Below are 16,282 nucleotides of genomic sequence, written 5' to 3'. Positions count from 1 at the left end.
ACTCGCTGCCACAGCAACCGACGAGCGATGAAAAGCTAAGGAGCAATTGCTGCTACCAAAACCTTGTATATTCAGGTAAGGCCAGAACGCGCCAGAGGTCTATGACAGTGAAGGCACGTACTGGGAGTTTGAACTCGAACTAACCAACGTCCGTGAGGACAACGCATTGGTGCTGGATGCGTTCTTGGCCAAACTGCGTTGTTAGCTTGGCAAGTTTGCTATGCAAGACTTCAAATCTAGAAAAAGAGCTGCTATTGACCGAACTTGTTACAACCCAAACTTATCGCTTGTATCACCAACATTACCACCAAAAACAATCCATTAACCTTCTTTTAGGCACGCCTGCCCTGCTTCTCCAAAAAAACAATTATGCAAAATGTTAAATTATACTGTATACAATATAATTTCATTGGTGTAAGTTACATCTAGCTTTTGTATCGGATGAAAATCCACCAGCGATCAGTTGTTCCACGCTAGGAGACTGATAGTAATGGATTTTGATGTGGCCTGGGCAAAGCTCAAAGGTACTTGGTGTACCAATAATAATAACACTACAAGTTAACTCGGCTGTGAGCAGCACGCGCTTATCAACAAAGCTTGTTAACAAATAAATAAACAACAGGAGAGCATCTATGCCTTTTGCTAAACGTGCGTTGGCAAAACTATTTGCCAGAAAATCACTGTGTCGGGCGAGCGCGATTGTACTGACTACACTGTCATCTGGCGCGGTTTTAGCCGGACAATCCCTGGAGTCAAACCAGCTTATGTCGAGCGACTCACTGCTGTTAAGTACAGCATCGGCCAGCCACAAACATGCTGGGCAGATCTGTGGTACTGACCACAATTCACAGGACTGGTCGGCTATTCAAAAAGAGAATGCTCGGCAACGCTCTTTGAGTTCCAGTTTTGCAACGCACATTATGTCTGAGCTTGCGAGTCAGGATGACCTGGCGGCAGAGAATGGCAATGGTGTTCCGGGACGGTACTATATTCCGGTCGTGGTGCATATATATGGTGACAGGTACAACTGTGAGTCAGGGACCTATTGCTTAACCGAACAAAAAGTGATTGATGGTTTGAACAAATCAAACCAGGATTTTCTGGGGTTGATCACTGATGACGGCCCTATCGCGCCGGAGTTTCAGGCGATTCGCGAAAATCTGAATATTGAATTTGTGCTTGCCAAAAAAGATCCAAATGGTCAGCCTACCAATGGTATTGTGCGCCATCCGCAAAAAGCAGGCTACGGTAAAGGCAGTGGTGTTGATGACCAGATTGCCGCAGACGCCTGGGATAACTTTAAGTACATGAACATCTATATTCAGCAAGACCTGTACGATGATGGTTCAACCAATAATTCGGGTGTTGCCTGGTATCCTCAGCTAAGCATGTCGCAAAATGGGCTATCGCGCGTTGTTTATAATGGCGACTATGTGGGTGCCAACACCAGTGAAAATTTCCGCTCTGTGTTAACCCACGAGTTCGGCCACTGGCTTAACCTGCCCCACACCTTTGACGGCGATGTCTGTACTATTCATTCTGAAGCGTTTTGTAACGCCACCGGTGATGGCTCGTGTGATACGCCACAAATGAGTAGCAGCATTTTACAAAACAATGCCAAAAACTGCCTGGGCCAGCCAACAAACACAGAAAACTTTATGCACTACTCTGATAACTATGCCATGTTCACCAGTGATCAGGTAGAAAGAATGACCGCTGCCCTGCATGGTCCGGCACGTGCCACGCTTTGGTCAAACGCCAACCTTATCGCCGTTGGCCTTGAAGAATATACCAGCAATGCGGATCACCCCTGGGATGGCACATCTGGCGCGGTATTGCCACCGAAGGGCGACGTTATTCAGTCGTTTACTAATCTGTCGGGTCAAAAAGGCGAAGTAGATAACTATGAGATCTCGGTGCCTGAAGGTACTCAGGCCGTTGCCTTTTATCTGGACGGTTACGATGAAGACCCGGACATGTATGTATCCAAAGGCAAAGCCCCGGTTAAAAATGGCGATAACTGGGAGGCCGACTTTATTTCGTTTAGAAGCGCAGGTTCACCAGAGCTGGTCACGATTTCTGCGCCTTCAAACACTGAGTCGTATCATACGGCCATCGATGCCTTTAGTGCCTATTCTAATGCGACTTTGAGTGTGATCTCTGGCACAGACGATACGCTGTGTGCGGGTTGTGAGCGGGTATTTTTAGCTGAGATCACGGACCTTGAGTCAGCTAAAGGCGCTGAACCCAAGACCTATCAGTTTAGCGTACCTTCTGATGCATTACGCACGGTTGCCGTTATACCGGGCGGATATCAGGGCGATCCCGATGCTTACGTGAGCATGAATTCGGTGCCTACATCGGACAACCACGACTGTGGTCCGTTCAGTGCGCCAAGACACAGTGAGTACTGCGAATTCAATGCAGGCGGCGGTGAACTGAACGTTATGATTGATCCTTTCCTTGAATATAGCGGGGCGTCATTGGTTGTTTATTACGAACGAGCCGCAGACTCACAGCTGCCCGTTGCCCAGGCGAATGGCCCTTACAGCGCTGTGCTGGCAGGCTCAATTCAGTTTAGCAGCAGCGGCTCAAACGATTCCAATGGCAGCATAGTGAGTTACTTCTGGGAGTTTGGCGATGGCAATACCTCTACGGCTGCAAACCCGGTCCATACTTATCAAAATGCCGGCGTTTACACTGTAAAACTCAGCGTAACAGACAATGACGGTAATATTGCCAGTGACACGGCGATTGCTGAAATAAAAGCAGAGCGTATTGCTCCCATAGCACGAGCTAATGGCCCCTACTCTGCAAGGCTCGGTAATGCAGTTAGCTTCAGTAGCGCAGGCTCTGAGGATACGGATGGCAATATTGTCAGCTACTTATGGCAATTTGGCGATGGCAATACGAGTACCGAAGCTAACCCGGTTCATAGTTATTCAGAAGCGGGAGACTATATTGCGTCACTTGAGGTTACTGATAACGACGGGCTGCGTCATAGTGCACAAGCTACAGTCACGATTAACACACTCGAATATTGTACCACCAGCGGTAATACTAAGTATGAGTGGATTGCGAACGTACAAAGTGGCGCATTCAGCAACCCTTCTCAGGCGAACGGCTACAGCGATTTCTCGGCTCAGACTATCAAACTGAATGAAGGAGAAAATCAGTTTACATTTACGCCGGGCGGAAACTACACCGAACACTGGGTGGCCTGGATTGACTTTAATAACAACGGTCAGTTTGAAGAGTCTGAACAGGTTATGTCTGATGTTTCTGGTAAAGGTGCTGTGACGGGGACAATCAATGTGCCCGACAATATGGCTGGCACTCAAGCGAGACTGCGTATTGCGATGAAGTATAACGGCGCGCCATCAAGTGCCTGTGGCTCGATTGGTGATGGCGAAGTTGAAGATTATACTGTAGAAATCGTCAAGCAAGATAATGTCGGCACAGTGCCCAACGCGTGTGCTACGCAGCAGCCTATCAGCGGCGGCCGGCTGGAGCCTGGCAAGGCCCAGTGTCTGGGTGGAGATGGCACCTTATGGCTGTCGATTGGTGATATCACCTCTACTCAAAATGTGGCGATAACAACGGCACACGGCAGTAGCAATTTGCACATACTTTACAAAAACGGTGGCTGGCCAAGCGATAATGACAAGGATGCCGAGTCAAACTCAGGCTCTACTACTGAATGCATTCAAATTGCGGCCGGAGCTGATTACTGGTCTTATTTGAAGATCTCAGGTAATGCAGAAAACACCAGTATTGTTGTAGATTTTGATGCCCAGCAATGTCGTGAACATGAATAAGTTACGTGAAAGCACAAAGCAGCATCTAAAATAGATGCTGCTTTGTGCTCATTACGCGCTTTAAGTCTGTTCAGGTTTGTTTTTGGTATAAGCAAACTCCATTCAGAGTTTTTAGCAAGATAGTAAAAAAGGATTGGAAAATAAGCCACATAACTAAGCTTACCTGACGCATAACAGCGCAAACCTTGTTTTCATTGATGCTCATTCTGTACAGATTAAAGGCTCAGGCAGCCTATTTAGTCTAATATTTTATCACTAGCTGTTTACATTCATTTACATGAAAAATATATCATAACAACCTTCCAAAATATGAATTAATTATTACAAATCAACATTTTGTGTGAATTTTGTTCAAGCCTTATGCTCAAATCAATATGTTATATAAGCAAAAGTAATTTAAACAATGGGTAACTCGGTGTTTACATTTCAAGTGCCTTCTGTACGGAATCATGGACGGAAGGAACAACAACTAATCTAGGGAAAAACTATTATGACAACTAATAATCTAAAAATCGGCGCTATCGCACTGGCTATTTCAGGCATGTTTGGCGCATCTAATGCAATGGCAAACAGCGTTGAAGCCATCAATAACGGATTAAACGTGGCGCAACTTAGCCAAAAGATCCAAGGTCAAAACACTGCAGGTACTCAGTTTATCATTAAATACAAGGACAACAGCAATCAGCTTATGTCTGTTTCAGAGGCTGACATGTCCCCTGCTATGATGAACTCACGCGCTCAGAGCTTTGTTAAAAACTTCAAAAGTAATAATAAATCTTCACTTAAAACAAGCTATGTACGCCAAATGGCGCTGAGAAACCATCACGTCATGCGCGTCGACAAAAAGCTGACTGCGGCAGAAGCGCAAACTCTGATGCAGGAAATGGCGGCAACCGGCAACATCGAGTACATCGAAATTGACCAAATGCTACAGCCATTCGCAACGCCAAACGACCCGCGCTATTCAGATCAGTGGCATTACTTTGAGAGCGCGGGCGGTATTAACGCACCAGCAGCCTGGGACAAAGCAACAGGTAGCGGCGTAGTCGTCGCAGTACTTGATACCGGTTATCGCCCTCATGCGGATTTGAATTCGAACATTCTGCCAGGCTACGACATGATCTCTAATCTGTCTGTCGCAAACGATGGCAATGGTCGCGACAGCGATGCACGTGACCCGGGTGATGCTGTTTCCAGAAATGAGTGTGGTTACACGCATAGTGCGCAAAACTCAAGCTGGCATGGTACACACGTAGCGGGCACGGTTGCGGCCGTTTCTAACAATGGCGAAGGTGTTGCCGGTGTTGCATACGATGCGAAAGTGGTCCCTGTGCGTGTACTTGGTAAATGTGGTGGTCTGACTTCGGATATCGCAGACGGTATCATCTGGGCATCAGGTGGTCCAGTATCAGGCGTGCCTTCAAACGCAAACCCGGCTGACGTAATTAACATGAGCTTAGGTGGCAGCGGCGCATGTAGCTCAACTACTCAGAGCGCGATTAACACGGCGCGTGCTAACGGTACAACCATTGTAATTGCAGCAGGTAACGACAACGATAACTCTGCAAACTACAATCCGGGTAACTGCTCCGGTATCATCAATGTTGCTTCTGTAGGTCGTAACGGCGGCCGTGCTTACTACTCAAACTACGGTTCAAACATCGACGTAGCAGCACCAGGTGGCGCACAAAGTTTTGCAAATGATCCGGAAGGTATTTTGTCAACTTACAACTCTGGCAGCAACGGACCTTCAAGTGACAGCTATGCCTATTCACAAGGTACGTCAATGGCGGCACCTCATGTTGCAGGTGTAGCGGCACTTATCAAGCAAGCTAAACCTTCAGCGTCACCCGATGAAGTAGAAAGTATTCTGAAGAGTACTACTCGTAGCTTCCCTGCAACTTGTTCAAGCTGTGGTACTGGCATCGTCGATGCTTCAGCTGCGGTTGATGCTGCATTGAATGGGACAGGTAGCAACGAACTACAAAATGGCGTCGCAAAGACAAGCTTGAGTGGTGGTACAGGTAGCGAAACATTTTATACATTTAACGTTGCCAGTGGCGTGAGCAAAGTAACCTTTACTATGAGTGGTGGCTCAGGCGATGCTGACTTATATGTACGTATAGGCGCCAAACCTACCAGTACAGTATTCAATTGCCGTCCTTATAAAAACGGCAATAACGAAGAATGTACATTCAACAGCCCTTCGGCAGGTACTTACCACATCATGTTGCAAGGTTACAGTTCATATAGCGGTGTAAGCCTTAAAGCGCAAACTAACTAAGGTATAACTTTAAGCTGTATTGTTTACAAGCAACTTAAAGTGACAATGAACCAACCGGGGCAACACGATTTTGATTCAAAAGGTGTTGCCCTGTATCTAAAATTCTAAAGTTATGGTTTGACAAGCGTAATGTCTCACTTGGTTTTTCACAAAAAATGCAGACTAACGCTATAAACTGATTTTGCATCACCCTTGTGTCAGAAAACTAAAAATTACTGTGAAATAAAGTTTAGTTTTACCGGTCTTCTAGGGACACTGACTATTTTGGGAAAACGATGTCTCACTCAACTAACCATAAAATAATTACCTATATCCTGGCTGTAACCCTGATTGTTATCGGCAGCTCTTTTATCCTTGGCGGACACACCCGTTATATTGAAAATGCATTTGGCTTTTACTCAATGACAGGTATGTATTCGTCTAAAAGCCTGGGGTTATTTTGGGGAGGGTTCTGTTTGCTGACCGGAATAACGCTGGCAGCCGCGCCCTATCTCTCAGCGCTTCGCAGACCTCAGTTTGGCCTGCTCATACTGCTGAGTGCCATTATGCTTTTAACCTTATTTGATTCTGGCCGTTGGATAGCTGAGCATGGCGGATTTCCCGTTATTGGTTCTGGTCAGGGTATCATCAAGTATTTTGCACTTTTGCCACTGGCATTTTATCTGTGTTTTGGAACTCGCTTCACTGAGCGTACACATGCACTGATGAATTATATTCCAGTCGCTATTGTGTTGTTCTGGATAGGTGGTATGAAATTTCTCGAGCTAGAAGCCAAAGCAATAGTCCCTTTGGTTGAGACTTCGCCGTTTATGTCCTGGCTATATACCTTGTTTAGCGTACAAACGGCGTCTGACTTGATTGGTATATACGACCTTGTTTTTGCGATTCTACTCGGTGTCGGGATCTGGCTTAGAAAGCGCTATATAGTACTTTTGGGAATAGCAGCTACCGGTGCTGTGTTCATTATGACCCAGACATTTTTGTTTTCGGCTCAGGGCGGTTTCGCCGATACAACCTTAATAGATGGCTTGGGCCTATTTATCATCAAGGACTTATGGTTTATCTGTAACCTGTTCATCATTTTTGAGTACGCCAGAGGATGCGAGGATACCGCTGCAGAGAAATAACGGCTGAGATTGACGTGTTTTCTCGCTTTACTGAAGTCTGGCCGTTGCATTCTAAGGGTGCATAGGTCAGAATAAACCACTGTTTAAATAATCAGTGTTATACACCTTATGACGCCACTCGTTGATACACTAAAGCAACTCAGGTACTTAGTTGCGCACCTTGAAGATAACACGCTTGCGACTGAATACCCTGATATCGCGCAATTTATGCAGGATGAGGTCTTCGAACCGCAAAAGTGCAAAGATGAATTGGCGTTCCTTTATCAGTTTTTGTATGTGTATGGACGCAAATCGGAGGCCACGTTTAACCGGTTTCGCAATGAAATAGAGCGCTTTTATCTTTGGGCCTGGTGTGTCCAAAAAACATCTGTGTTCGAGTTAAAACGCGAAGACATAGAGGCGTATGTTGAGTTTGTTGTAGAAACAAGCGATGACTGGGTGGCCGCCTCTGTACAATGGCGATTTAAAGACAGTAATGGCTTCAGACGTGTGAACCCTAACTGGCGCCCCTTTGTTCATAAGGCTAATGGGGTTAGTCAGCAAACACTAGCATCTATGTTCACAGCCTTAAATGTGTTTTATAAATTCGCAATATTAGAGGAAAAAACCTTCGCCAATTTTGTGCCTGTGGTGAAAAAGAATTGCCCCTACCTGGTTGTTCAATCCCAAATTAAACTGCCAGATACGTTAAGTGACTTGCAGTGGGAATACGTTTTTGGCGTAACTAAAGACCGTTGTGAGAAGGACCCCAAACTTGAGCGAAACTTGTTTACCCTCGCCTGTTTAAAAGGTCTTTACTTACGGATTTCGGAGCTTTCCGACAGACCACAGTGGGCACCTGTTATGAGCCATTTCTGGCAAGATCAGGACGGGTTTTGGTTTTTGCGCATTATGGGTAAGGGAAATAAACTGCGCGACGTGACATTAAGCGAGGACTTTATTGACTATCTGAAGCGTTATCGCCTCAGTCGCGGGCTGACGTCCCTGCCCCGGGTTGATGAACCACACCCCATCATTCACAAATTACGAGGCAGCGGCGGAATGAATGTCAGACAGATACGCCGTATTGTTCAGGAAAGTTTCGATCTGGCCATTAAAAAACTCAATGAAGATGGCTTTGTGGAAGAATCCGAAAACTTGCAGGCTGCGACATCACACTGGTTAAGGCACACCGGTGCAACACACGATGCACAGCATAGACCGTTAAAACATTTATCTGAAGATCTGGGCCACTCAAAAATCGCGACGACCGATCAGATATATATTCAAACAAACATCAAAGAACGAGCCAAATCAGGGATCAAGAGAAAACTTTAAGGAGTCACTTGAAGTTTTCAAGCTCAAAGAACACATCATACAAAATAGGCGTGAACAGTCAGGTCGGCGATGGAGTTTTTTAGTAGCTAAGTTAGTCACCAGGCAGATATAAGAGCGGTAAGTTATGAGAACAGAAACTTTTTCAAACAATGCGAGAATGCACTTCAAAAGTGGCTTTTTAGACATGTAAGCAAATTAGACTCCAGAGAGTCACCTGAAGGTTTGATTACTACATGTGAATTTAGGCTTTAATATTTATAACAAGTGCTTAACTGGCGCTGGGGGTGGCCCAATTATGAGGCCTCCCAATTTGATGTATCAAGCGCACCAGCTTGGTGAGCAACAGTTGATTGCTATCGAGCTTTAAGCATAGTATATTTAATTTTACTTTCGGTAATTTTATATATGTGTCCGTCATTAACTATCGAAGATATTATTGATATTAGAATGATGTATCTCTAATCGATTATTCAGATGCGTATTAATTGAAACATTGTCAAATTCGCTATTATATATTTTGGTCTTATGGCCAAGTTTGACCACCCTTCTGAATGTACAATTGTAACAAGTAGCCATAGCTTGAATTGTTGTATTTTCAAAAGTCGCATTTCTGAAAACAGTATCGCTACCTACATTTAGCTACCTGCCTGCCCCTGAAATACTCGTATAGTTACCGCCAAATACAGTCAGCACATTACGAGAGATCCTGGAAAATGCTCCTTACCAAGTTCATAAGGGAACTCTGTAAGAAAACTAACAAAGAACACATCTTACAATTTTAACAAACAATGGCCAACTTAGCATCTGTGGCAGCAGTCAACAAAATATTACCAGAAGAATCCCGGAATTGGGCGAATAAGTAGTTATGTTAAATTGAGTATTTTTAGGGGTGGTTAGATGAGTTGTAGGGAATTGTAAAGCAGCGACGCGAAAATACGTCGCTGCAGACTTATCTAAATATTTTTAGCAATGAACTCAATCGGGTGCATTGGCTTTTGATCTTCGTAACGCTTCACCTGGCAGCGGCATGAAAAGCCGGTCGCCAAGATAGTTTCACTGGCCATATTTTTAGTATGGTGCTGCCAAGACATTTCATACAGGTTTCTTGAATTCTCCTGATGATCCGTTTCGTGTCCATACGTTCCAGCCATGCCGCAACACCCTGTCGCTGGCGTATTCAATTCTATTCCTAGGTTACTGAATATCTGGCTCCAGACATTTTTGCTTTGCGGCATCGCACTGGTTTCAGTACAGTGACTCAGTAACTTAACCGACTCGTGGCTTTCTATCCGCCCTATCGAGTTCCAGTCTTGTGTTGCGAGCCATTCATGCGCAAGCTGAACCTGAAAATCTAGTTGATCTTTATTAAGTATTTTGAGGTATTCGTCTCTGTAGCAAAGTACTAACGAGGCATCCAAACCAACCATCGGTCTCTCATAACTCGCGATGCGAGAAAGAAATTCATTGGCCGAAGATGCTGTGGATTTAAATTCCTTCAGAAAGCCTTTCACATGTTGTGCTTTACCATTAGGTACAAATGGCAATAATATCGGCTTGTTACCTAGTTTGCTGATCAGAGTGATAAACGATTCAACCAACTCTGCTTCATAGTAACTGGTAAAGGGATCCTGCACGATAAAAACAATATCGGACATTTCTTCTTTAGATAGCTTTGCAAATTGAGCTTCGTCATACATCTGTGCACTGTTAACTCGTGAAGCTAACGCCGGCACACTGAGCTTTGGTGTATCAACGTAGCCAACAATATTTTTCAAAGCTGATTTGACCGGTGGAAGATTAACGAAAAAGTTGGTTAATCTTGGTACCTTGGCCATCAGGGGAGTTGTTTTCTCGACGCCAGCTACAAGGTGATCCTTTAGCGGCCGGTTGTATTTGCTATAGTAAAGATTCAAAAATCTCGCCCGAAAACTCGGTACGTCAACCTTGATTGGACATGCCGTAGTACACGCTTTACAAGCCAGACACTCGTCCATTGACTCTTTCACTTCGTTCGAAAAATCATAAAAGCCTTTTTGCTTTTTCTGCGTATTTCTAAAACGTTCCCACCAGGTGGTATCATTTTCTTTTTCTATGAGTGTTTTTTCCGTTGCCAACAGATCAACGCCCTGCTCTTCTTGCAAACGGAACCATTCGCGTATTAAAGAAGCGCGTCCTTTCGGTGAGTGACGGCGATCTTTTGTCACTTTGTATGAAGGACACATTGGTGAGTCTTGGTCGTAGTTAAAGCACAATCCATTACCATTACAATTCATCGCGTTTTCAAAACTCTCGCGTACTTGAATATTGATCGACTTATCAAACCAAGCGCGTTTTTGGTCATCCACACTGACAAGACTATCTGCACTTTCTAGCGGCGTACAAATTTTTCCAGGATTAAGGCGGTTGCTTTTGTCGAATATGGTTTTTATTTTTCTGAGTTCAGTAAAAAGTGCATCACCAAAAAATGCTGGGCCGTATTCACTACGATAGCCTTTACCATGTTCGCCCCACATTAAGCCGCGATACTTAGCCGTAAGCGCAACCACCTGATCTGAAATTTCTCTCAGTAACTTTTCCTGTTCTGGGTCACACATATCCAAGGCCGGACGAACATGTAGTACGCCTGCATCAACGTGACCGAACATACCGTAGTGCAATCCTTTACTGTCTAACAACTCACGGAACTCTAATATAAAGTCTGCTAAATTTTCTGGCGGTACTGCGGTATCTTCGGCAAACGCCAGCGGCTTTTGCTTGCCTTTTGTATTGCCCAGCAGACCGACGGCCTTTTTCCGCATCGCGTATATTTTCAGAATATCTGACTTGTCATTGGTGAGCTGGTATCCTACGACGCCGGCTTCTTTGTTTGCTATCAGCTGGTCAAGCTGATCACATAGCGACGTGACTTTACCTTCAATTTCTTCCGGGGTTTCACTATTGAACTCAACCATGTTGAGTCCCTGAACATCAACGCCCGGAACATCTGGGATTAAGTCCGATACTGAATGCCAGATAACATCTTGTTTTGCCAGGTTAAGAACTTTACTGTCGACCGTTTCTACAGATGTCGCATTGGCCGCGACTAAAAATGGAGAATTTCTGAGTGCCGATTCAAACGAGTCGTATTTTATATTTATGAGGGTTTTAAATGGTTGGATACGAGTAACGTTTAACTTCGCTTCTGTCACTATGCCTAAAGAGCCTTCCGAACCTGTGATCACTCTGCTCAGATCAAAGGTTGTCATGTCGTTGTCGAAGACATTTTCCAGATCGTAACCCGTCAGGAATCGATTCAGTCTTGGGAATTTTTCAAGCACCAGCGCACGATTGTCTCTGCAACTGTTTAATACAACATTATAAATTTCGCCAACTCGATTGGTTTGTTCGGCAAGGACTTGTGCTTTTTCTAACTCAAGTTTGCAGGTGTTTAGTTCCGTGCCATCCACAAGAATGGTTTTTAATTCAAGAACATGATCGCTAGTTTTTCCATAGACAAGTGACCCTTGGCCAGAGGCATCCGTATTGATCATTCCGCCTATCGTTGCACGGTTACTGGTAGACAGATCGGGAGCAAAAAAGTAACCATAGGGTCTTAAAAAATCATTAAGCTGATCTTTTATCACGCCGGCTTGTACTCTGACCCAGCCTTCTTCTTCATTGATTTCGATGATTTCACGCATGTAGCGTGATAAATCCACAACAATACCGGGAGTCAGTGACTGACCATTTGTACCAGTTCCGCCACCTCGTGGGCCAAAACTTAAAGACAGAAATGGATCCAGAGATGCAACCTGCATTGCTACCTGAACATCTTTGGAGCATTTTGGATAAATAACAGCCTGAGGGATCTCTTGGTAAATACTGTTATCTGTAGCCGTAACTATTCGGGTAGCATAGCTTGTGTCGGTATCTCCACTAAACCCCTGACCGGTAATCTTTTTTATATAGTCGTTTAGTAACGTGTTGGCAGAATCCTGCTGGGTAATTTCGGCAATCATGACGGTAATAAATTATTGCTTTGTGGTTATTGTACCATGTTGAGTGGCATTACAAATCCGGAATTTTTCGTTTTGTTACATTTTGAAAAAGCTTAGGAACCGAATTTAGAGTAGGCTTTATATGAAACGATAAAAGTGAGATACGTATGAAGAAGACTTTATTAAACCTGACAGCTGTGATGTGTGCCTTATTGGCTCTGGTGTTTATCGTTGTGCCTGGTCCTTCCGTTATTTTCTTGCTTGGCGGATTACTTTGCTTATCTGTTAATTATTCCTGGGCAAGAAATTGGTTAAGGAAAACGCAGACTGCATTCAAAAATATGTGCGTTAAACTCGACCATCGTCTTCGTTAGTGGAGCATTAAAAAAGGCCTGTTAAAACAGGCCTTTTATATATCTTAGGTTGCCTTATGCTTTGTTTTGCTCAGCAAGGTATAACCATGTTTCCAGAACTGTATCTGGGTTGAGCGATACTGAATCAATGCCTTGCTCTACTAGCCAAGCTGCAAAATCTTCATGGTCCGAAGGACCCTGACCACAAATACCAACATATTTGCCTTTTGCTTTAGCGGTTTGAATTGCCATTGATAGTAGCTTTTTAATAGCCGGGTTACGTTCATCAAACAGGTGCGCGATCAGACCTGAGTCACGGTCAAGACCTAGAGTAAGCTGAGTGAGATCGTTTGAGCCGATTGAGAAGCCATCAAAATACTCAAGGAATTCATCTGCCAACAGTGCGTTTGAAGGAAGCTCACACATCATGATGACTTTCAGTCCATTTTCACCACGCTTAAGACCGTGTTCTTCAAGCAATTGGATTACTTGTGCGGCTTCTTCAAGAGTGCGCACAAATGGGATCATAATCTCAACGTTTTCCAGACCCATTTGGTTACGCACGCGTTTGATTGCTTCACACTCAAGCGCAAAACACTCGCGGAAATCTTCTGAAATGTAACGAGAAGCGCCACGGAAACCAATCATTGGGTTCTCTTCTTCCGGCTCGTACTGCTGGCCGCCTACTAGGTTGGCATATTCGTTTGACTTGAAGTCAGACATACGAACGATAACACGTTCTGGTGCAAATGCCGCACCCAGAGTTGAAATACCTTCAACCAGCTTTGCAATATAGAATTCTACCGGAGATTCATAACCGGCGATGATTTCTTTTATTTCAGCTTGCAGCTCAGCAGATTGCGTGTCGAAGTTAATCAGTGCTTTTGGATGCACACCAATCATGCGGTTGATAATGAATTCAAGGCGCGCAAGTCCGATGCCGGCATGAGGTAGTTTAGCAAAATCAAATGCGCGATCCGGGTTACCCACGTTCATCATGATTTTCATTGGAATTTCAGGCATTGAATCAATGCGCGATGAAATTACTTCAAAATCAAGTTTACCCTGGTAGATATAACCTGTGTCACCCTCTGCGCAAGAAACAGTGACTTCATCACCATGTTTGATGGTATCTGTTGCATTACCACAGCCAACTACCGCTGGAATACCCAGTTCGCGTGCGATGATTGCAGCGTGACAAGTACGACCACCACGGTTAGTAACGATAGCAGCAGCACGTTTCATGATAGGCTCCCAGTCTGGGTCTGTCATGTCGGTAACCAGAATGTCGCCCTGCTCTACTTTATCCATTTCGTCGATGGAGTTAAGTACGCGTACTACACCGCTGCCAATTTTGTGGCCAATTGCACGGCCTTCGCATACGATGCCTGACTTTTCTTTAAGCTGGTAACGCTCCATAACGTTAGCATCTTCGTTTGAGCGAACGGTTTCTGGACGCGCTTGTACAATGTACAGCTTGCCATCGTTACCATCTTTGGCCCATTCGATGTCCATTGGGCGGCCATAGTGTTTTTCGATGATAACGGCTTGTTTGGCTAGTTCCTGTACTTCGCTGTCTGTGATAGAGAATTTGTTAGACAGCTCAGGTTCCATATCAACGATCTCAACTTGCTTGCCGTGAGATTCATCGCTTGAATAAACCATTTGAATGGCTTTGGAGCCGATGTTACGTCTTACAACTGCTGGTAAGCCTTTAGCCAGTGTTGGCTTGTGAACGTAAAATTCGTCTGGGTTAACAGCACCCTGAACGACCATTTCACCAAGACCATAGCTTGAGGTAACAAATACTACGTCTTCGAAACCTGATTCGGTATCGATAGTAAACATAACGCCTGAAGAAGCCTTATCAGAGCGAACCATGCGCTGAATGCCGGCTGACAGTGCAACACCACGATGGTCATAGCCCTGGTGAACTCGATATGAAATCGCACGGTCGTTGAACAAAGACGCAAATACATGCTTGATGGCAACCATCACAGCATCTATCCCTTTTACGTTCAGGAACGTTTCTTGTTGTCCTGCAAATGAGGCGTCTGGCATATCTTCTGCTGTGGCGGATGAACGCACTGCGAAGGAGACATCGTTGTTGTCATCACCATGAAGTGATGCATAGGCGTCGCGAATTGCTTGGTCTAATTCTGGCTGGAAAGGTGTGTCAATAACCCACTGGCGGATTTGGGCGCCGACTTTGGCTAGTTCGTTGACGTCGTCAACATCGAGGGAATCGAGAATAGTGTGAATTTTCTCATTTAGGCCTGATTGCTCGAGGAATTCATTAAAGGCGTCTGCCGTTGTTGCGAATCCACCGGGTACTTGTACACCTGCATTGGCAAGGTTAGATATCATTTCACCCAGAGAAGCATTTTTACCACCAACTCTAGGTACGTCTTGCATACCTAATTCTTGATACCAGAGAACGTAGTCTTGCACGGAACTGTCTCCAAAAACAAATTGTATTTAATGTGAGAGAAAAATTGACCTTCCTATAGGTCGAAGGCATTCTACAACTTAAAGCATAGCGACGTAAACCGCGACGCGAAAAAATACTAAAAAAGTAATTTAAAGGTTAAAATGAGAACTGCATTTTATATATCAGACGGGACGGCGATTACATCAGAAGTATTCGGCCACGCGACTTTATCTATGTTTCCTGTGGATTTTAATCATAAAACAATACCATTTGTTGAAACAGTCGATAAGGCACAAAAAATCAAAGAGTTAATTAACTCAACAGCAAAGTCTAGCGGCGAAAAACCGCTGGTTTTTTTCACTTTTGTGAATCCTGTTTTGTCAGATATTATCTTGTCGTCTGATGGTGTTTGCTACGACTTTTTATCCTATTCGAGCGAAATCGTAAAAAGGGAGTTAAAAGTTGCACCTGTGCCAAAAGTACACAGAACGCACAGCATTCATGAGGCAACATATGATTTCAGGATTGATGCAGTTAACTATGCGCTGGCCAATGACGATGGCGCGAATGTAAAGGACTATGAAAAAGCCGATATCATTTTGGTTGGCGTAAGTCGCAGCGGCAAGACACCAACCAGTTTATACCTGGCGCTACAATATGGCATTAAGGCGGCAAATTACCCAATGACAGAAGATGACCTTGAAAAAGGTGCGTTACCTAAATGTTTATTGCCCTTTAAGCATAAAATTTTTGGCTTAACGATAGACCCAGAACGCTTGTCAGCTATCAGACAAGAGCGTATGGCAAATTCGCGGTATGCATCTATCCGCCAGTGTAGAATTGAAGTTCGTGAAGTCGAAATGTTGTTTAAGAAAAATAAGATAGCGTATTTAAATTCTACTAAATTTTCAGTCGAAGAAATATCGGCAAAAATAATTTCAGAAACGGATCTGGAAAGGCGTAAATATTAAAAAA

The 16,282-nt window shown here is 44.3% G+C and carries 8 protein-coding genes; 6 read left to right on the top strand and 2 right to left on the bottom strand.

Annotation, left to right across the window (positions count from 1 at the left end; translation table 11 throughout):
* Positions 1-632: 632 nt before the first annotated feature.
* The 4 genes from TW77_RS11775 (at position 633) to TW77_RS11760 (ending at position 8,546) form a co-directional block, all read left to right on the top strand.
* Positions 633-3,818 carry a M43 family zinc metalloprotease gene (locus tag TW77_RS11775; protein WP_046005177.1) on the top strand — a complete coding sequence of 1,062 codons (3,186 nt, stop codon included), beginning with the start codon at positions 633-635 and terminating at the stop codon, positions 3,816-3,818.
* Positions 3,819-4,308: 490 nt separating this feature from the next.
* Positions 4,309-6,102 (top strand): S8 family peptidase, encoded by a 1,794-nt coding sequence (locus tag TW77_RS11770; protein ID WP_046005176.1) that lies wholly within the window; start codon positions 4,309-4,311, stop codon positions 6,100-6,102.
* 275 nt (positions 6,103-6,377) lie between these two features.
* Positions 6,378-7,229 (top strand): DUF417 family protein, encoded by an 852-nt coding sequence (locus TW77_RS11765; RefSeq protein WP_046005175.1) that lies wholly within the window; start codon positions 6,378-6,380, stop codon positions 7,227-7,229.
* Positions 7,230-7,337: 108 nt separating this feature from the next.
* Positions 7,338-8,546 (top strand): tyrosine-type recombinase/integrase, encoded by a 1,209-nt coding sequence (locus tag TW77_RS11760; RefSeq protein WP_046005174.1) that lies wholly within the window; start codon positions 7,338-7,340, stop codon positions 8,544-8,546.
* Between the two features lie 953 nt (positions 8,547-9,499).
* Here the strand turns inward: TW77_RS11760 and ydiJ are convergent.
* A complete protein-coding gene (gene ydiJ, locus TW77_RS11755) occupies positions 9,500-12,544 on the bottom strand; it encodes a D-2-hydroxyglutarate dehydrogenase YdiJ (RefSeq protein ID WP_046005173.1) in 3,045 nt (1,014 codons plus the stop codon).
* A 146-nt stretch (positions 12,545-12,690) separates the two neighbouring features.
* Between ydiJ and TW77_RS24790 the strand changes: the two genes are divergently transcribed.
* Positions 12,691-12,897, top strand: a complete 207-nt coding sequence (locus TW77_RS24790; RefSeq protein ID WP_082078914.1) for a PGPGW domain-containing protein — start codon at positions 12,691-12,693, stop codon at positions 12,895-12,897.
* Positions 12,898-12,951: 54 nt separating this feature from the next.
* Here the strand turns inward: TW77_RS24790 and ppsA are convergent, their stop codons facing one another.
* A complete protein-coding gene (gene ppsA / locus TW77_RS11750; RefSeq protein WP_046005172.1) occupies positions 12,952-15,327 on the bottom strand; it encodes a phosphoenolpyruvate synthase in 2,376 nt (791 codons plus the stop codon).
* Positions 15,328-15,468: 141 nt separating this feature from the next.
* On the opposite strand from ppsA, the gene ppsR reads away from it, so the two are divergent.
* Positions 15,469-16,278, top strand: a complete 810-nt coding sequence (ppsR, locus tag TW77_RS11745; RefSeq protein WP_046005171.1) for a posphoenolpyruvate synthetase regulatory kinase/phosphorylase PpsR — start codon at positions 15,469-15,471, stop codon at positions 16,276-16,278.
* Positions 16,279-16,282 lie beyond the last annotated feature (4 nt).

The organism is Pseudoalteromonas rubra, assembly GCF_000967655.1.
Taxonomy (GTDB): Bacteria; Pseudomonadota; Gammaproteobacteria; order Enterobacterales; family Alteromonadaceae; genus Pseudoalteromonas; species Pseudoalteromonas rubra_A.
This window is presented reverse-complemented; position numbering and strand designations above follow the sequence as displayed.